This window comes from Cohaesibacter gelatinilyticus (genome assembly GCF_900215605.1).
GTDB classification, from domain to species: domain Bacteria; phylum Pseudomonadota; class Alphaproteobacteria; order Rhizobiales; family Cohaesibacteraceae; genus Cohaesibacter; species Cohaesibacter gelatinilyticus.
Genome location: NZ_OBEL01000005.1, coordinates 74,503 through 92,568, shown reverse-complemented (window position 1 = coordinate 92,568; position 18,066 = coordinate 74,503). Strand labels below are relative to the sequence as shown.

Below are 18,066 nucleotides of genomic sequence, written 5' to 3'. Positions count from 1 at the left end.
ATCCCGCAGGGTATTTATACGGACTATACAATAGGCAGCGAGATAAGCCGAAATGACCCTGACAGCTGAAACCATGCCAAATGAGCCCGGATATCTTTTGCTCGTAGACGATGATCGCCCATTCCTGATCCGTCTGGCACGGGCCATGGAAAGCCGTGGATTTGAAATTCAAACCGCAGACAGCGTTGCAGATGCGCTGACTTTGGTGAATAGCAAGCCTCCTCGCTATGCTGTTGTCGATATGCGTCTTGGCGATGGCAATGGTCTGGATGTGATCGAAGCCATTCAAAAATCCAATCCGGATGCCCGCACGCTTATGCTGACCGGCTACGGCAACATCACAACCGCTGTTACCGCCGTAAAGCTTGGAGCCATCGATTATCTGGCAAAACCAGCCGATGCGGATGACATCTATGCCGCTCTGATGAATGAAGGCGAGAAAAAAGCAGCTCCACCGGAAAACCCCATGTCGGCTGATCGTGTCCGTTGGGAGCACATTCAAAGGGTTTATGAATTGTGTGATCGCAATGTTTCCGAGACCGCTCGCCGCCTGAACATGCATCGCAGAACCCTGCAGCGTATTTTGGCCAAGCGCGCGCCGCGCTAAGCCAAATTCAGAATGGAGGTAGCAAAAGGGCCGTTCTTGCGGCCTTTTTCTTTTAGCGATCAGGTCCAAGTCGACTTGGCACACCGGGATCCATGACATCATGCAAGCGGTTGGCTGCGCTTTTAGCAAAAAGCAAGGTCACAGCCTTCCGACGAGCTGCTGGCAGTTTGTGCTCCGGAGCTGATCTTAATTCCTCTGCGCCATGGCTATCAGCAATGATGAAGCCAGCCTCTTCAGGGAAGATTTCCGCCGACGTCTCATGATTGGTGGCAAAAAAGAAGCGATCACAGAAGTCACGATAATCAGGCCATTTCTGATCGGCCCGAAAATCTTCCAGCGATGATTTGATCTCGACAATCCAGATCTCGCCCTTGGCATTGATAGCCAACAGATCGGCTCTGCGTCCAGACTTGAGCGTGACTTCCGGTATTGATGCAAAACCACGTTGGCGCAGATGACGCATGGTGCCGCGCTGGATTTCCAAAGCACGGTCGGACTGACGGCCATCCGTCGGGACCGCCAGATCCGGTTTAATCATCTTGCTCATAGGCTCGATCCGGTGTGATTAATCAAGCACCACTTTAACCGCCTTGCGGAAGCCGTCAACAAAGCGCTCGATATGAGCCTCTTCCATAATCAGCGGTGGTGAGACAGCGATGGCATCACCAAGGCCACGGATCATGATACCCTGGTTCCAGCATTCTTTCAGCAGGGCTGCACCGATCGCACCGGGTTTGCCTTCCAGTGGCTCGAACTCGATTGCACCGATGAAGGCCATGCCTCGTGCATCAATCACACGGGGCAAGTCTTTCAAGCTTTGAAGGGCTTCCTGCAGCTTATCGCCGACCGGCCCAGACGCGCGATCCCAGAGATTTTCGCGATCATAGATATCCAGAGCAGCAAGCGATGCTGCGCATGCCAGTGGGTGGGCGGAATAAGTATAGCCGTGGAAGAATTCAATGCCCTGACTGGTCGAGAAAACGGCTTCCTTGATGAAATCACGGCAAGCCACCGCTCCCATAGGCACGGTGGCGGAGGTGATGCCCTTGGCCATGGTCATGATATCCGGCACAACACCAAAGGTCTCAGCGGCGAAAGCCTTGCCTGTGCGGCCAAAACCAGTGATGACCTCATCGAAAATCAACAAAATGCCATGTTGGTCACAAATCTCACGCAGGCGCTTCAGATAGCCTTTTGGTGGCAGCAACACACCGCCAGCACCAGCAATTGGCTCAACGATCACAGCTGCAATGGTGGATGCGTCATGGAAGGCAATGAGATTTTCCAACTCATTGGCCATATCCGCGCCGCCATATTCCGGCTGGCCGATGGTGAAACTGTTGCGTGACAGATCGTGGGTGGAATTCAAATGATCCACTGGCAACCATTGACCAAAAGCACGACGGTTTGCAGTCAGGCCACCGAGAGAGACACCACAGAAATTCACACCGTGATAGGCGCGCTGGCGAGAGATGATACGCTTGCGACCAGTATCCCCTTTTGCATCATGATAGGCATAGGCAATCTTTATGGCTGTGTCCGCGCTCTCAGAACCGGAATTGGTGAAGAAGAGGTTGTTGAGATCACCCGGTAGCATCTTGGCAAGACGCTCGGAGAGCTCAAAGGAAAGCGGATGACCAAAGTTGAAGCTCGGTGCAAAGTCCAGTTCCTTGAACTGGCCATGAACAGCATCTGCAATTTCATCGCGCCCGTGGCCCAGATTACAGCACCAAAGGCCTGCAGTCATATCGAGGATTTCTTCTCCTTCAGGGGTGAGGTAGTGCATCCCCTTGGCGCTTTGCACCAAACGGGGATTTTGCGCGAAATCCTGATTGGCCGTGAATGGCATCCAGTGATTGTCAAAGGAAATGGGCTTGTTGCGCGAATAGGCGGTCATGGATCCTCCTCGTGGCTTGTCTCTGGTCGAGCCAGGTCCAGCCAAATTATTTCTATTGCGAAGAGCTTGAAAGAAAATTGGATCCAAAGGCAAGTGTTTTTTGCGCAAGTTGCTCAAAATATAGAGCGACGCGAATTGGGCTGTTCATGATTATCTGACATTGGTTCAAATGGAACAGCTTCCCTCATCGCAAACATTGCGATTTCGATATTTCAGGAAAAGCTTGTATGCCGCCATCCAGACACTCTTCAGACCCGGCACTGTGAAAATCCAAGCAAAAGGGCGCAGGAATGGTATCAATCGCCACATTGCAGCAAAGGCATCAACCGCAATCAACCAACGTCCATCACTATCCCTCACATGCATGATGGTTAGCAGATCATACCGACTTTCACCATCAACCACTGAACCTGCGGGGAGTTTGGATGCATCAACCCAATTGGCTTCGACATCGGCATGCTTTCTATAGAAGGCAATTTCCTTTATACAGATTGGGCATTCTCCATCAAAATAGATGGTTTGCATGAGTATCTCTCCAAGCGTGCTTTACATCAGATATAGTAGCGCAATCGGACTTTCCAAATCTCAGGGGTAATTTGCCGGATTATCCTAACGACTGAACTATCTTGTTTACGCGCGAATAATTGGCTTGGATCGGAAATAGATCCAAGCCAATTTAAACCAACAGATCTTACGATTCTTTACTCAGCAAATCGTCAATGATCTCCTTGACCCCGAAACGAACAGGATCGCAGACCGGCAGACCATATTGCTCCTTTATTTCCTGAATGGCGTTCAGGGCCTCTTGCTCGGAGAGAGAGGATGTGTTCAGGCTGATCCCAGCACATCTGATTTCCTTCGACACAATGCGCCCAAGCTGCTCCGTCAGCGAGATGATGTGTTCAATCGATCCAACCCTATGGTCCTCGAAACCCGACAGCTGTTTGCGACCATATTCATGGCATACAACAAAAGCATCAGGTTGTGCACCATGCAGAAGTCCCAATGATACGCCTGCATAGGCTGGATGAACCAGAGACCCTTGCCCTTCTATCACATCCCAATGGGCGTCATCGGCCGAAGGAGCCAATGCCTCGACGGCTCCAGCAATAAAATCTGATACCACCGCATCAATCGCGAGGCCTTGGCCATCGATCAATACACCGGTTTGGCCCGTGGCGCGAAATGTTGCTGAAACGTCCCGTGCTAGCAACTCGCGATGCAGTGCCAGCGCTGAATATTTCTTTCCGACAGCACAATCCGTTCCGACCGTGAGCAGTCTCTGCCCGGATCTTTTTCTCCCGTTTGCAATTGGGTGAGGTCCATGAGACAGGCGTACATCATAGATGTTTCTTCCTGTTTCCTTGGCTGTTTTGTCCAATGCGGGAATTGAGCGCAAGGGTGAGTGAAGTCCTGACGCAATATCCATCCCCGCTTCCATGGCCTCGACAATCCTGGTGATCCAGCTGTCTGGCAATTGTCCACCGGGTATTGCAGTTCCGATAACCAGAGTTTTCACCCCTTGTTGAACTGCCGCATTCAAGTCCAGATCCGGCAAACCCAGATCTGCAGCACAACCGGGTTCCCTCAGTTGTCCGGCACATCTTTCCGGTCGCCAATAGGCCAACCCAGCGCCTGTCTTGGCCATTTCAGGGATCTGCGTATCGCCCAGATAGATCAGATAAGGGGCTTCAATTTTAAGCATGAAAAACTCCGTGAACATTCAGCCCCAAAGGGAAGGGGAAAATGCAGATAACGCGCCATCTTTATATGTCATCGCCGAAGGTCGATCGGACGCAAGCAGCAATGGACCGTCCAGATCGGACCAATTCGACAAGGTTCCGATAACATAGGCAGGAGCCATGGAAAGCGAGGTTCCCGCCATACACCCCACCATGACGCCCAGATCTGCATCTTTTGCAGCTTTTGCCAATGCAAGGGCTTCTGTCAGTCCGCCAGTCTTATCCAACTTGATATTGATGCCTTGATACAACCCGATCAGATCGGGAAGATCTTCTCGGGTATGACACGATTCATCAGCATAGATCGGCACCGGGCAATCCACATTCCGAAGCTCATGATCACACTCTCTACTAAGGGGTTGTTCGATCATGGCAACGCCAAGATCCGCCAATTGCGGACCAAGCTGGCGCAGATCTTCCGCTGACCAGCTTTGATTGGCGTCGATGATCAGTTCGGCATCCGGTCTCGCTTTACGAATTGCAGCGACGCGATCCAGAACACCTTCTGCATCTGCCTTTATCTTGAGAACATCGTGCGTTGAATCCTTCGCCAGTTGCGCCATCATTTTTGGAGCGTCCAGACCAATGGTTTGGTCCACCGTGATTGTATCAGGCCCGGGTGGCAAACCAGCAAGTTCCCATATGGTTTTGCCACTCGTCTTGGCCCGCAAATCCCAAAGAGCACAATCAAGCGCATTACGAGCTGGTCCGGGTGGAAGAGAACGACAGATCGCGTCTATCGCCTCTCCATCCATGAGTTGATTACGGACTTGCTCCAATATCTCGGCAGTTTCCTCTGCCGAGATATCAAAGACCACCGGAACCACGCCCTCTCCATGCCCGGGTATCCCATCACTTTCGAGGGTCACATATGCAATATCCAGCGCCGATATCGAAAATCCGGCAAAGCGAAAGGGTCTGGCCAATGGCCAGCTTTCCATCTTGAATGTGTAATTGATCATTCGCGAATTGCCTCTCGCTCAGGGCGACCACCTTTTCGGGACCGAAGGGTTGGCGCAGCCAACATGATGATCACGAACAAACCGGTAGCGATTTTCAGATCTCCCGGTGGCAATCCAGCAGCCAGACAAATCGAAATGAGCTGATAATAGATTATAGCCCCAACAAATGGCGCAAGAAGCTGTCGCAAGAAGGATCGTTTTCCTAGAACCGCCTCTCCAATCATCAATGCTGCGAGAGCGTTGATGAGAATACCAAGGCCCATATTCACATCTGCAAATCCCTGGCTTTGGACCATCAATCCTCCGCCAAAGGAAGCAAATGCCCCAGCAAGACCCACTCCGCCGATCGTGGCACGCCAGACATTGATGCCTTGAGCTTCTGCCATATCCGGATTGGCGCCGACAGCTCGCATGGCAATGCCCCGTTCGGTCAGGAACCAATAGTTCAAGACCAGAATGGTAATCGTCACCAAGCCACCTGCAACCAAGATTTTTGTCATGGTACCAGTGAGTTCCAGCCAGCTCAGCAGATCAAAGATTTTGTCTTGACTAAAAATGGGCACATTGGCTCGGCCCATAATTCTGAGATTGATGCTGTAGAGCATTGTTGTGACCAAAATCCCGGCCAGCAGCGTATGAATACGAAATCTCAGGTGAAGGAAGGCTGTGGTACTGCCTGCCAAAAACCCGGCCAAAGCTGAAAGCAACAGCGCCGGTATAGGAGGGATCCCAGCCAGCAATGCAACTGCGCAAACGCAACCACCAAGAGGAAATGCACCCTCAGACGTCAAATCAGGGAAACCAAGAATACGAAAAGGCATCATAACAGCGAGAACGACAAAGCTCAGTGTCAAGCTCTGTCCCAATGTCACTGTGATGAGCGAAAAGTAAGTTGCAAGAATCTCACCCATACTAGCCTCCCAGAACCATCCGGTCGGACTTGACCGAAAAATAATCGATCAACTTTGGGACCGAGGTATTTGCCTTCTCATCTCCAGAAAGCTCACGAATAACCTGCCCTGCATCCAGCATTACAATGCGATTTCCAAAGTCGATTGCATGCTGCATGTTATGAGTGACCATCAAGGTGGTCAGTTTCAGGGCTGTAACTGCCCTCAAGGTCGCATCCAGAACAAGATCGGCGGTGCGAGGGTCCAAAGCGGCCGTATGCTCATCAAGCAAGAGGACATCAGGGCGATCCGACACAGCCATGACCAGGGAAAGAGACTGTCTTTGTCCTCCGGACAATAGCGAAACAGGTGTGTCCATTCTGTCTTCCAGTCCAAGACCCAGATAGGACAGCTCTTCGCGATATTTGTCCCGTCTTGCAAGCGTCAAACCAATCCGAAGTCTGGCTTTTGACTGCCGCATTTCAGCCAACAGCATGTTTTCCGCTATTGTCATGCTGGCTGCGGTCCCCTTCATAGGGTCCTGAAACACACGAGCAACATGATTTGCCCGACGATGAACGGGCATTTGCGTCACGTCATCTCCGTTGATAACAATACGCCCGGAATCAAGCCGCTGTGCGCCAGCAATTGCATTCAACAGCGTACTCTTGCCCGCACCATTACTGCCGATCACTGTGGCGAAGTCACCCTCAGCCAACGTCAAATTCAGCCCATCAAGTGCAACTTTCTCGTCGGGGAGCCCCGGGAAAAAAACCTGACGAGCATCTTTAACCTCAAGCATATTACGTTCCCTTGAAGCAGCCGGGTTCTCACCTTGCGTGAGCACCCGGCCTGAAATGGTCTATTTGATGATGCAATCACAATTGTCGAATTCCGCTGGAATTTCCGCACCAATGGCGTCCATTGCCGAACGAGAGATCGTGATGGCGTGATCTTCATAGGCCGGGCGCAAAGGAGCGATATCGGCGGTCTTTTCACCCTTCAGCAAACGAAGTGCGATTTTGCCCGCGTTGTGGCCAATTTGCTTGTAGGAAACGGAGAATGCTGCAGGCAAGATGCCCTTGCGTACAGGGCCATCGTCAGAATTCAGAAGAGGCACTTTGGCTTCATTTGCCGAAGCAGCGACTGCAGCAATGGCAGGCTGGATCAAATTGGAGCCAGATCCATAAATCAAATCAGCCTTACGTGCGAGAGCCGCGACACGCGCTGGGATTTCGTTGGTATTATCGATGCTGACTTCTGCAACCGAAAACTTTGTCCCTTTGGCAGCCTCTTTGACACTTGCCACCATAGCAACGTCGTTGGCTTCACCCGGATTGAACGGAACGCCGATTGTTTCAGCTTTCGGGAACAGCTTCTCGACCAGTTTCAGAGTTGCGCCAATATCCAAGCCATCACTTGCGCCTGTCATTTTCTTGCCGCCTTTTTCCCAGGAAGGCACCAATCCTGCTGCAACAGGATCCGTTACTGCACCAAAGACCATGGGATAGCTGGCATCGGCGAACATATTGAGTGCGTTCTGAGCAACCGGTGTCGTGATGGCGAAAACCAGATCTGGTTTGCTTGCATTGATCTTGGCAAGCATCTGAGGCAGAAGTGTCGTATCAAAATTCACATGATCGAGGGTGAAAACAACGTCTTTTCCTTCAGACATCCCTGAGGAAGTGATTTCCTTTTTAAAACCCTCAGCAACCGCGCTGAGCTGTGGATGCTCGCCGAAATTGGCAATTGCGATTTTCAGCGCATCAGCATTTGCAACATTGCAAACGGGCACCAGCATAAGAGCCGCAACAAGGCCGCTCCAAATGGATTTGCGTTTCATATCTTGTTCTCCTCCACGGGGAATTCTTTATTTTTGCATTTCCCCTTTGTAAGTCTTAACATGATTTTGCTTATATGCAAATTTTTTGCATATAAGCAAAATTAGCTGAAAGACAACTCTATTGTAATGCCATGAAACAATCACCTGAAAAGCACGACAGAGTCGAGTCTGATCATCCTCAACATCAGGATCTCGGACGCCGTTTGCGCTTAAGCAGAAAATCAAAAGGAATGAGTTTGGCACAAGTCGCCGAAGCAGCAGGGCTGGCGATCTCTACCATTTCCAGAGCAGAGCGAGGCTTGCTCGCTCTTACCTATGACAAGCTCATCAAAATCGCCGAAGGGCTTGATGTGGAATTATCCGTACTCTTTGGAAAGTCTGGAGAAAGCTTCAAAAGCAATAGCCTGTCAGTTGCGCGCCTTGGAGATGTACAAGTCCAGGAAACGGCAACCTATCGATATGAAATGCTGTTTGCCGATATATGGCACAAAGGAATGACCCCCATGACTGGTGTCGTCAAAGCGCATTCCCGCGCCGAGTTCGACCAGTTCATAGAACATCCCGGCGAGGAATTTCTGTTTGTCCTATCCGGACAATTGACCGTACATACAGAAGCTCATGAACCAGTCCTGCTCAATTCCGGAGAAAGCATTTATCTGGATAGCGGGATGGGGCATATCTATACATCAGCCGGTGAAGAAGACTGCCGTATCCTCGTTGTATGTTTGACGCGATAATCCTTTTGAAGACTATAGTGCCATACCAGCTGCATATCCCGACGACCAGGCCCATTGGAAGTTGTAACCGCCAAGATGACCGGTGACATCCACGACCTCACCGATAAAATAAAGACCCGGAACATTATTGGCCTCCATGGTCTTGGAGGAAAGCTCCTTGGTATCAATCCCACCGATGGTGACTTCGGCTGTTCGATAGCCTTCTGTTCCCATTGGTACAATCTGCCAGCGATGGATATTCTCTTCTGCTTTTCGCAAGATTTTGTCGCTTTGCGTCGCCATGTGGCCGGACAGGCCATCGCGCGCGGCGATGGCTTTTGCCAGCTTCTTTGGCAGGATATGGCCAAGCGCATTGCTGATATCCTGCTTTGGATGCTCTTCTCGCGCTTTCTTCAACTCTTCCAATATATTGACGTCGGGAGCCAGATCGATGGTTACCGGCACACCTTCTTGCCAATAGGAAGAGATCTGCAAGATGGAGGGACCAGACAGACCGCGGTGGGTGAAGAGAAGACCTTCTCGAAAAACGGTCTTGCCAATTTTCACGATAGCGTCAACAGCAACACCGGAGAGCGGCACAGACCACAGCTTTTGCTGCTCGGAAAATGTAAAGGGTACAAGGGCGGCTCGGGTTGGCAGGACATTGATGCCGAACTGCTTTGCCAGATCATAGCCAAAGCTGGTTGCTCCCATTTTGGGAATGGACTTTCCGCCCGTTGCAACAACCACTGCCCGCGCCAGTTCCATACCTGAGCTGGAGGCCACTGAATAAAGCTCACCTTCGCGCAGCACTTGTTTGATCTGAGAATGAAGGCGCAGTTCCCCTCCATGTGCACGCAACTCTCCTAGCAACATATCGATGATCTGCTGAGCGCTGTCATTGCAGAAAAGCTGTCCCAGTGTCTTTTCATGATAGCGGATATGATGGCTTTCAACCCATTTGATGAAGTCATTCTGGGTATAGCGCTTCAACGCCGAGATACAGAATCGGGGATTATCGGACAGATAATTCTTTGGCTTGATATCCAGATTGGTAAAGTTACAGCGGCCACCGCCTGAGATACGAATTTTCTCAGCCGGTTTCTTTGAATGGTCCAAAACCAGAACTTGTTTGCCACGCTTTGCAGCCGTGATGGCCGCCATCAAACCGGCAGCACCGCCACCAAGGATGATGGCGTCCCAGATTTTTCCGGCTGGATTTGAATTGGACATGATGTGTCTCTTCTTTCAGGAAAGCTAATTTTGCGTGACAAGATGAGGCCAGTGGCCATGTGTAGCGGATTTACCCACTTTTTGCCCAAAAGTGCAAAGTTTTTTGGATTTTTTTTCTTACCTTAAATCCGTCTATATCCAGATACGAAATCTCTTAGGTCCAGAGAGTCTAGAAAAGCATTTCTCCTGCTCTGCTCTTTGCAGAAAAGCGGCATCCATAGCTTTGTTTCCTAATGGCTTTCGAGGCCTTGAACTCTCTCGACAATAGAATATTTTTCGATATAACCCAGTCAAGAATAAATGTTTTAGCAAAACATTCTATGAGAATTCGAAATCTATCATGTTGCGTGTGCATCTCGCCGATCACCCTTTGGACCATGAGGTTTGCAACTTGAAGAGAGAGGCCAGGAGAAGACCATGGCACTTGCCCGACAATCCCATTTGGCACAGCTGGAAGCTGAAGCCATTCATATTTTTCGAGAAGTGGCCGCCAGCTTCAAGAAGCCGGTGATGCTTTATTCCGTGGGTAAAGACAGCTCGGTCATGCTGCATCTAGCACGCAAGGCTTTCTATCCTTCTCGTATTCCTTTTCCATTGCTTCACGTGAACACCGGCTGGAAGTTCCGCAAAATGATCGAATTTCGTGATCAGATGGCCAAAGACTACGAATTTGATCTGATCAGCCATACCAACCCGGACGGTTTGCGTGACAACGTCAATCCGTTCGATCATGGCTCCTCACTGTATACACAAATCATGAAAACGGATGCCCTGAAACAGGCACTGAATGCTGGCGGCTATGACGCTGCCTTTGGCGGCGCGAGACGCGATGAAGAAAAAAGCCGCGCCAAGGAACGTATTTTCTCCTTCCGCTCGGAAAATCATGGCTGGGATCCAAAAAATCAACGCCCGGAACTATGGTCTCTTTATAACACTCGCATTCGTGACAAAGAGAGCATCCGCGTCTTTCCCCTGTCAAATTGGACCGAACTGGATATCTGGCAATACATCCTGTCTGAAAACATTCCGATTGTTCCCCTTTACATGGCTGCCAAACGCCCTGTCGTCGAGCGTGATGGCTCACTGATCATGGTAGATGATGAGCGTCTGCCATTGCAGCCTGGTGAAGTACCACAAGAGAAGCTGATCCGCTTCCGTACTCTTGGTTGTTATCCGCTGACTGGCGCAGTGGAATCCGGTGCCGACAGTCTGGAAGAGATCGTCGAGGAAATGCTGGTGGCAAAGAGTTCCGAGCGCTCCGGCCGTATGATCGACCATGATGATTCTGCCTCCATGGAAAAGAAAAAACGCGAGGGCTATTTCTGATGAACCAAGCTGTTTCCCTCTCTCCTGCAATTGATGCAGGCACTCCTGCTTCCGCGCTGTCCAACTATCTGGCTGCACAGCAGGAAAAGAGCTTTTTGCGTTTTATTACCTGCGGTAGTGTTGATGATGGCAAGTCCACTCTGATTGGGCGCTTGCTCTATGATACGAAACTGATTTTCGAAGATCAGCTTTCAGCTTTGGAACGCGATTCCAAACGTCACGGCACCGTCGGTGAAGAGATAGACTTCGCACTGTTGCTTGATGGTCTACAGGCCGAGCGCGAACAGGGCATCACCATTGATGTGGCCTACCGCTTCTTCGCCACCGACAAAAGAAAATTCATCGTAGCGGATACACCCGGACATGAGCAATATACCCGGAATATGGCGACTGGCGCGTCAAACTGTGATCTGGCTGTCATTCTGGTCGACGCTCGCCATGGCATTGTAACCCAGACCCGTCGTCACAGCTTTATCAATAGCCTGATCGGTGTGCGCCATGTGGTGCTAGCGATCAACAAGATCGACCTTGTAGACCATGATCAGACGGTTTTTGACAGGATTGTCGCCGATTATGAGCAATTTGCCTCCGGTTTTGATTTTGACTCGATCACTGCTATCCCACTGTCCGCTCGCTTTGGTGACAATGTCGTGGAGCGGGGTCCAAACCTTGACTGGTATGATGGTCCAACTCTTCTGAGCCATCTGGAGAATATCGAGATCTCCAAAGATGAGAGCGCCCGCCCACTACGCTTCCCTGTCCAATGGGTGAACCGACCAAACCTCGATTTCCGTGGTTTTTCGGGCACCGTTTCCTCAGGTCGCGTCAGCGTGGGTGATGAGATCGTCGTTGCCAAATCCGGTAAAACCTCTCGCATCAAGGATATTGTTACCTTTGATGGCAGCCAACAGGATGCCGAGGCTGGTGAAGCTGTTACTCTGACGCTGGAAGACGAAATCGATATCAGCCGGGGTGATATCATCACTCAACCTGATCATCGGCCACATATCAGCAATCAGATTGCTGCTCACTTGATCTGGATGGATGATGCGCCACTTCTGGCCGGTCGCTCTTATGTGTTGAAAATCGGTTCGCAGGAAGTCAATGCATCCATTACCACCATCAAGCACAAAGTGGAAATAAACAGCTTTGCCCATGAAGCGGCCAGCAAGCTGGGTTTGAATGAAATCGGTTTTTGTAACCTCTCGACTTCTTCACCTATTGTCTTCGATAAATATGAGGAAGATCGTCAAACTGGTTCCTTCATTCTGATTGACCGCTTTACCAACCAAACAGTTGCAGCTGGCCTTGTCTGGTTCGGCCTTGGTCGTGGCGAAAATCTGGTTTGGCACAATCTGGATGTCGATAAGAAAGCGCGTTCAGAGCAAAAACACCAGAAAGCCAAGGTGCTTTGGTTCACCGGCCTGTCCGGTTCTGGCAAATCCACAATTGCCAATCTGGTCGAGAAGAAACTGCACGCCGTTGGCAAGCATACCTATCTACTGGATGGTGACAATGTACGCCATGGTCTGAACAAGGATCTGGGTTTCTCTGACGAAGACCGCGTCGAGAATATTCGGCGTGTTGGTGAGGTTGCCAAGCTCATGGCCGATGCTGGCCTGATCACGCTGGTATCCTTCATCTCGCCATTCCAGGCTGAACGCGATCTGGTGCGTGGCATGCTTGATGAGGATGAATTTGCGGAGATCTTTATCGATACACCATTGGAAGTCTGCGAAGAACGTGATCCCAAAGGGCTTTATGGAAAAGCGCGTAAGGGCGAGATCGCCAACTTTACCGGCATTTCGTCGCCTTATGAAGCTCCAGCCAACCCGGACGTCCATGTGAAGACCACAGAACGCAATGCCGAAGATGCCGCCCTTCATATCATCCGTGAAGTTCTGGGTGAGGATGGCATTGATCCGGATCTGGCTGATTTCACCATCTGATGGACCGATAATCCGACATTAAAAGGGAGGCCTTACCTCCCTTTTTTCCTAGCCAAACACCTATCAGCCTGCTTTTTTGAACTCAAGCTTACCAGGCTTGGGCAATACCACGTCCAGCACTTGCTCAAGCCCTTCGATTGCCTGCTGCATTTCCTCTTGCAAGCGGAGCAAATGCTGTGTGCCTTCACTTTCCAACTCGCTGGTTTCGATCTCTCTCCATGATAGACATGTCTGGAAAAGCATTTGTGCACCAATATTAGCTGAGGCTGATCGTAAAGCATGGGCCTCATCGCGAAAGGCTGCACTGTCTGTTTGATCGACTGCATCTGAAAGTTTCAGCAACGCATTGGCAGCATCATGGCTGAATTGCTCGGCAAGTTCAGAAACAAAATCCTTGCCACCCAGATCGACCAGATCATTCACCGTTGTCTCACAAACCGGAGATAACTGTTCTACAGGCACCTCTTCAAGATTGGTTTTGGTTTCCTGTTCTTGAAGCTGGCTCGGTTCAACTGGATCAATTCCCTGATTGTCGTTATCGGTTCTCACTTGGGCGTGCAGATCAATCGCTTTGCTGAGATCCGTCCGGTCGATCGGTTTATGCAGACAGCCTTGCATACCCACAACTTTGCAAGCCTGTTCCATTTCCAGATTGGCATCTGCGGTCAAGGCGAGGATTGGCGTGCCAACCAGACCCTGTTCTTCACAAATGCCTGTATATTGTTCGGAAGCATCCAGTCCATTCAGAACAGGCATGTTGATGTCCATCAATACCAGATCAAAACAACCCTCTTGCAATTGCTCCAATGCTTGCTGACCATCTCCCACCAAAATGACGTCATGTCCCATGCTGATCAGCATTTTCTCAATAACCATCTGGTTGGTTTTGTTATCATCGGCCACCAATATGGTTCGGCTCTGAGGAGAATTCTCATGAGACGTTGCGGTTATCCCGTCCAAGCTATCATGCAGATGATTGGCAAAAGATGCCAACTTACGCAAATCGTAACGCGGTTGTCGGCGATCAATCCAGGAAAGTGCGGAAGATGCATATCCAAGGGCCGGTGCTTGAGCTATCTCCCCTTCATCACCAATCCAGACAAATTCAAGGGAACCCGCATTGGTTGATTTTGCCAGCCGCTTTTCTATCTCCTGAGGTACTTCCTTTATAAGAGCGCGATCAAGCAACAATACTGGTGTTGCTCCTTTGCGCACGGCTTCTTCTGTCACCGCCTGAAGTCCCTGCTCAACCGATGCATGGGCTTGGTCTACCATATAATTGGATCCAAGAGATAGCACCAGATCTTCATCATGGGTCACAAGCACCATCGGGAAATGACAGTCCGGCTCCATCATCTCGCGCTCAATCTGGCGATATTGCAGTGGGACTTCGATGGAAAAATTGCTTCCTTTTCCGACTTCGGACCGTAATGAAATTTCACCGCCCATGCTGTGAACATATTCCCGGCATAGTGCCAAACCGAGGCCAGATCCGCCAAAGCGATCAAGAATGGACTCATCCTGTTGGGAAAAGCTTTCAAAAATCGCCTGCTGCGCATCCTTGGGAATGCCTGGTCCCGTATCAATCACCTCAAAGCGCAGACGTTGACTGTTTTTCTCGCTCTCCACCACCGAGATGGACAAGGTCACGCTGCCTTTTTCAGTGAACTTGATCGCATTGGTTAAAAGATTGATCAGACAATCTTCCAAAAATCGCATATTGCCAAAATAGGATGAACCAAGAGCTGGATCACCATGAATGGTCAAGTTCAAGCCCTTTTTCGTGCTTTGCACTTTGCTCACTCGATAAACCCGGCCAACAAGCGCAAACAAGCTGAAAGATTCCAGCTTCTCGGGCATACGGCCACTTTCCGCACGAGAAAAATCCAGCAATGTATTGATCAGATGCAAGAGTGACTGGCCAGATTCCGATATGGTTTTTGCCATGCGTCTTTGTTCGCCGTCTATTCTGGATTCGATCAACAAATCGGATAAACCGCAAATTGCATTCAATGGCGTACGTACTTCGTGCGAAATGGAGGCAAGAAAGCGCGATTTGGCACGGCTCGCCTGTTTTTCGCCTTCCAAAGCATAATTGAAAGCCTTCAAAAAGCGCGAAACGTAGCCAATCAGCAGCAACATGCCTGCAATCTTCGCAATGCAAGTGATCGGTGCCTGTGTCCAGCCGCCCTGCAGACCCCAAAGCACAGAGAGAGATGTGACAGACAGAATGGCGCCATAGGTCAGATAAGCAGTGCCATACCGGAAGCCGGAGCTGAACACCATCCAAAGATAGAGTGGAAGCAAGAACCCTTGATCTGCTCCAAACGTCAAAGCTGAACAGATGAGTAAGGAAGCATCCGATGTGATGGACAGAACACGACGGACGGGATTGGGTTTTGGGAAGTAGAGCAAATGCAGAAACAGAATAACGGCTAAACCCAGATAGCTCATTCCGGGCGCAAACAATAAGTTAAAGGTACGCTCTGCATCTGGATAACCCGCCTGCATGAACGCGAAGTGTATCGATGTCCAAATGACAACCATACCGACCCGTGAACGTTGAGCTTCATGTTCGCCATCCTCACGGTTGGCAAGGATTTGAGTTATCTTTGCTTTATAATGAAACCCGGCATACCAGACTTTGCCAAGAAGAGAAGGCATCAGGCTGCTCCTTCTTTGGACATGGGCACGTCTTCTTGCATTTGCTGTCGTAATAGATTCGCCATCACCGAAGCTGGTTGAGGTTTGCCAAAGAGATAACCTTGTGCGCTATCACATTGTTCCAAACTCAGCATCTCGGACACCTGTTCATATTCCACACCTTCCGCAATGACTTCCATGCCAAGGCTATGGCCCAAACTGATGGTGGCCCGAACAATCGCTGCATCCGAAGGATTTTCATGCATGTCACGGACGAAAGATTGATCCACTTTTAGCCGGTCAACCGGGAAATGTTTGACATAAGAAAGAGATGAACAGCCTGTTCCAAAGTCATCAATTGAAATCTTGACACCCAATTGACGCAATTGTGCCAATTGTATTGCTACAGCTTCTGTATCATGCAAGACGATACTTTCCGTAAGCTCCAGATCCAGCAAATGCGCCGGGAAACCACTTTCTCCCAACAACCGACCGACCAGAAGCGGCACAGATTGCCGCTGGAACTGAACAGGTGAAAGATTTACCCCTATTGAGATATCCGGCAGGCCTTCCTTGCGCCATGCAGCACCTTGTTGGCAAGCTGATCGTAAAACCCATTCATTAATAGGCATGATCATGCCGTTTCGTTCTGCACGAGGCAGGAACTCGCCCGGAGTTATGATTTTTCCCTGCTCGGTACGGATGCGCAACAGAGCTTCAGCTCCAATGATCCGGCCACTCTGCAAATCAACCTGCGGCTGATAATAGAGCTCGAACAAATGATTGCTCAGCGCATTTCGCAATAACTCGTCGGTCTGAAAATCATCTTTTTCCCGCTCTTCAATGTCTGAAGCAAAGAAGCAGATATTGTTGCCATTTGCTGCCTTGGAGCGATACATGGCCAAATCAGCGTTGCGCATCAATTGCTCGAAATCACCACCATCGTCCGGATGTGTCGCAATTCCAACGGATCCCGTCACCTCGGATGCAGCTTTCATGGAAGTAATTGCCTGAGGCAAGGCGTCCTTGATCGCTTCCGCCATCCGGGCAATTTCTGCATCAGAACGCACATTGGCTTGAAGAATTGCGAATTCATCACCACCCAGTCTTGCCGCCAGATCATCTGCCCCGATGACATCTGAGAGTTGCTCACCAACCCGGATCAACAATTCATCTCCAACGGCATGTCCATTCACGTCATTGACCTGCTTGAACCCATCCAAATCAACCAAATGGATGGCAAATCGCCCGTCACCACGGCGGCAACGTCCGATTTCCCGCTCTACCCGATCGCGTAGTAAAATTCTATTGGCCAAACCCGTCAGGGAGTCATGGTGAGCCAGATGCCGCAAATGATCTTCGGCTGCCTTGCGATCAGAGATGTCCTGCGCATTTGTTACAACACCGATTACTTCGCCATTGTCTTCAAAAAGGGGGGATTTTGTTGTCTGGAAAACCCGCTTCCTACCGTCAACTCCAAGAATTTCTTCCTCATAAGCTCGTACGGGCTTTTTGGATGCAATAACCAACTGATCGATCTTGCGAGCCCTTTTTCCTCTTGGTTCTCCCAGAATTTTGATGCTGTCCTGCCCGATCACGGTCTCAATATCCAGTCCCAGATATTTGGCTTTACAAACATTCATGAACAGAAAATTGCCATTCAAATCAGTCGCACTGACCATGACGGGGATAGTATCAATCACTCTCGCCAACTGTGCTTGAGCGTGTCTGGTAGAACTTTCCAGGTCGCGCTCACTCTGTGTAAGTGATTGTTCCAGATGTCTGGCACGATCTGCCAAAATCTGGTTCTGGCGATGCAGCCGCAAAAGATTTCGGGCTCGTGCAGAAAATTCTCGATGATCAACCGGGCTCAGCAAAAAATCGGTTGCGCCGGCATCCAGTGCCCTTAGCCGTAATTCCTTTTCTTCAAAAATGGTGATGGCAATGACGGGAATTTCGGACAGATGCTCCTGAGAGCGAATGCGCTCAATGAACTCATCTCCATCCATCCGAGGCATTTTGAAATCGGTAATCACCAGATCAGGCGTGTTGTCTTTCAGCCAATCCAAAGCAAGGATAGGATCTGCCAGTGGCGTGACCTTAACATCCTCAGCCAAACCCTGTGCCAACTTGGCATAGATCTGACGGTTGGTGTTTTGATCGTCAACAATGAGAATGACTGGCATCGTTCTCGCCCTGGCTAAAATCAAAGCATCAAACGGAAATAGCCGATCACGCCAGCATGTCCGTTCAATGCA

General features: G+C 50.1%; 15 protein-coding genes. 4 read left to right on the top strand and 11 right to left on the bottom strand.

Translation table 11 applies throughout. The annotated features are described in order from the left end of the window. Positions 1-52: 52 nt before the first annotated feature. Positions 53-607 (top strand): ActR/PrrA/RegA family redox response regulator transcription factor, encoded by a 555-nt coding sequence (locus CRO57_RS18150; protein WP_097154920.1) that lies wholly within the window; start codon positions 53-55, stop codon positions 605-607. Positions 608-659: 52 nt separating this feature from the next. Here CRO57_RS18150 and CRO57_RS18145 read toward each other — a convergent pair whose 3' ends face one another. From CRO57_RS18145 to CRO57_RS18110, 8 genes are all read right to left on the bottom strand, one after another. Further along, positions 660-1,154: an MmcB family DNA repair protein gene (locus CRO57_RS18145; protein WP_210200935.1), complete on the bottom strand. Its 495-nt coding sequence runs from the start codon at positions 1,152-1,154 to the stop codon at positions 660-662. A gap of 18 nt (positions 1,155-1,172) precedes the next feature. After that, positions 1,173-2,504: an omega-aminotransferase AptA gene (gene aptA, locus CRO57_RS18140; RefSeq protein ID WP_097154918.1), complete on the bottom strand. Its 1,332-nt coding sequence runs from the start codon at positions 2,502-2,504 to the stop codon at positions 1,173-1,175. A gap of 165 nt (positions 2,505-2,669) precedes the next feature. Beyond that, complete coding sequence (locus tag CRO57_RS18135) at positions 2,670-3,029, bottom strand: thiol-disulfide oxidoreductase DCC family protein (protein ID WP_097154917.1); 360 nt, start codon at positions 3,027-3,029, stop codon at positions 2,670-2,672. Between the two features lie 166 nt (positions 3,030-3,195). Beyond that, positions 3,196-4,209, bottom strand: coding sequence for an N-acetyltransferase DgcN family protein (locus CRO57_RS18130; RefSeq protein ID WP_097154916.1), 1,014 nt, complete (start codon positions 4,207-4,209; stop codon positions 3,196-3,198). Between the two features lie 18 nt (positions 4,210-4,227). Continuing rightward, positions 4,228-5,208 (bottom strand): dipeptide epimerase, encoded by a 981-nt coding sequence (locus tag CRO57_RS18125; RefSeq protein ID WP_210200934.1) that lies wholly within the window; start codon positions 5,206-5,208, stop codon positions 4,228-4,230. Then, positions 5,205-6,119 carry an ABC transporter permease gene (locus CRO57_RS18120; RefSeq protein ID WP_097154915.1) on the bottom strand — a complete coding sequence of 305 codons (915 nt, stop codon included), beginning with the start codon at positions 6,117-6,119 and terminating at the stop codon, positions 5,205-5,207. Before CRO57_RS18120 ends, CRO57_RS18125 begins: the two co-directional genes overlap by 4 nt. A gap of 1 nt (position 6,120) precedes the next feature. Beyond that, positions 6,121-6,900, bottom strand: a complete 780-nt coding sequence (locus CRO57_RS18115) for an ABC transporter ATP-binding protein (RefSeq protein WP_097154914.1) — start codon at positions 6,898-6,900, stop codon at positions 6,121-6,123. A 60-nt stretch (positions 6,901-6,960) separates the two neighbouring features. Next, on the bottom strand, positions 6,961-7,941 hold the full coding sequence (locus CRO57_RS18110) for an ABC transporter substrate-binding protein (RefSeq protein ID WP_097154913.1): 981 nt from the start codon (positions 7,939-7,941) through the stop codon (positions 6,961-6,963). A 131-nt stretch (positions 7,942-8,072) separates the two neighbouring features. On the opposite strand from CRO57_RS18110, the gene CRO57_RS18105 reads away from it, so the two are divergent. Further along, positions 8,073-8,678 carry a helix-turn-helix domain-containing protein gene (locus CRO57_RS18105; RefSeq protein WP_097154912.1) on the top strand — a complete coding sequence of 202 codons (606 nt, stop codon included), beginning with the start codon at positions 8,073-8,075 and terminating at the stop codon, positions 8,676-8,678. Positions 8,679-8,690: 12 nt separating this feature from the next. Here the strand turns inward: CRO57_RS18105 and CRO57_RS18100 are convergent, their stop codons facing one another. Then, positions 8,691-9,890 carry a BaiN/RdsA family NAD(P)/FAD-dependent oxidoreductase gene (locus CRO57_RS18100; RefSeq protein ID WP_097154911.1) on the bottom strand — a complete coding sequence of 400 codons (1,200 nt, stop codon included), beginning with the start codon at positions 9,888-9,890 and terminating at the stop codon, positions 8,691-8,693. 417 nt (positions 9,891-10,307) lie between these two features. Between CRO57_RS18100 and cysD the strand changes: the two genes are divergently transcribed. Both cysD and cysN read left to right on the top strand, forming a co-directional pair. Then, positions 10,308-11,216 (top strand): sulfate adenylyltransferase subunit CysD, encoded by a 909-nt coding sequence (gene cysD, locus CRO57_RS18090; RefSeq protein WP_097154909.1) that lies wholly within the window; start codon positions 10,308-10,310, stop codon positions 11,214-11,216. Further along, a complete protein-coding gene (cysN, locus tag CRO57_RS18085) occupies positions 11,216-13,165 on the top strand; it encodes a sulfate adenylyltransferase subunit CysN (protein ID WP_097154908.1) in 1,950 nt (649 codons plus the stop codon). Before cysD ends, cysN begins: the two co-directional genes overlap by 1 nt. A gap of 63 nt (positions 13,166-13,228) precedes the next feature. Here cysN and CRO57_RS18080 read toward each other — a convergent pair whose 3' ends face one another. Continuing rightward, complete coding sequence (locus CRO57_RS18080; RefSeq protein WP_097154907.1) at positions 13,229-15,829, bottom strand: ATP-binding protein; 2,601 nt, start codon at positions 15,827-15,829, stop codon at positions 13,229-13,231. Beyond that, positions 15,829-17,994 carry an EAL domain-containing response regulator gene (locus CRO57_RS18075; protein WP_097154906.1) on the bottom strand — a complete coding sequence of 722 codons (2,166 nt, stop codon included), beginning with the start codon at positions 17,992-17,994 and terminating at the stop codon, positions 15,829-15,831. Before CRO57_RS18075 ends, CRO57_RS18080 begins: the two co-directional genes overlap by 1 nt. Between the last annotated feature and the right edge of the window lie 72 nt (positions 17,995-18,066).

Excerpts from the sequence above, each read along its gene's own strand:
- CRO57_RS18150 (WP_097154920.1), top strand. The coding sequence starts at position 53 with ATGACCCTGACAGCTGAAACCATGCCAAATGAGCCCGGATATCTTTTG.
- CRO57_RS18145 (WP_210200935.1), bottom strand. The coding sequence starts at position 1,154 with ATGAGCAAGATGATTAAACCGGATCTGGCGGTCCCGACGGATGGCCGT.
- aptA (WP_097154918.1), bottom strand. The coding sequence starts at position 2,504 with ATGACCGCCTATTCGCGCAACAAGCCCATTTCCTTTGACAATCACTGG.
- CRO57_RS18135 (WP_097154917.1), bottom strand. The coding sequence starts at position 3,029 with ATGCAAACCATCTATTTTGATGGAGAATGCCCAATCTGTATAAAGGAA.
- CRO57_RS18130 (WP_097154916.1), bottom strand. The coding sequence starts at position 4,209 with ATGCTTAAAATTGAAGCCCCTTATCTGATCTATCTGGGCGATACGCAG.
- CRO57_RS18125 (WP_210200934.1), bottom strand. The coding sequence starts at position 5,208 with ATGATCAATTACACATTCAAGATGGAAAGCTGGCCATTGGCCAGACCC.
- CRO57_RS18120 (WP_097154915.1), bottom strand. The coding sequence starts at position 6,119 with ATGGGTGAGATTCTTGCAACTTACTTTTCGCTCATCACAGTGACATTG.
- CRO57_RS18115 (WP_097154914.1), bottom strand. The coding sequence starts at position 6,900 with ATGCTTGAGGTTAAAGATGCTCGTCAGGTTTTTTTCCCGGGGCTCCCC.
- CRO57_RS18110 (WP_097154913.1), bottom strand. The coding sequence starts at position 7,941 with ATGAAACGCAAATCCATTTGGAGCGGCCTTGTTGCGGCTCTTATGCTG.
- CRO57_RS18105 (WP_097154912.1), top strand. The coding sequence starts at position 8,073 with ATGAAACAATCACCTGAAAAGCACGACAGAGTCGAGTCTGATCATCCT.
- CRO57_RS18100 (WP_097154911.1), bottom strand. The coding sequence starts at position 9,890 with ATGTCCAATTCAAATCCAGCCGGAAAAATCTGGGACGCCATCATCCTT.
- cysD (WP_097154909.1), top strand. The coding sequence starts at position 10,308 with ATGGCACTTGCCCGACAATCCCATTTGGCACAGCTGGAAGCTGAAGCC.
- cysN (WP_097154908.1), top strand. The coding sequence starts at position 11,216 with ATGAACCAAGCTGTTTCCCTCTCTCCTGCAATTGATGCAGGCACTCCT.
- CRO57_RS18080 (WP_097154907.1), bottom strand. The coding sequence starts at position 15,829 with ATGCCTTCTCTTCTTGGCAAAGTCTGGTATGCCGGGTTTCATTATAAA.
- CRO57_RS18075 (WP_097154906.1), bottom strand. The coding sequence starts at position 17,994 with ATGCCAGTCATTCTCATTGTTGACGATCAAAACACCAACCGTCAGATC.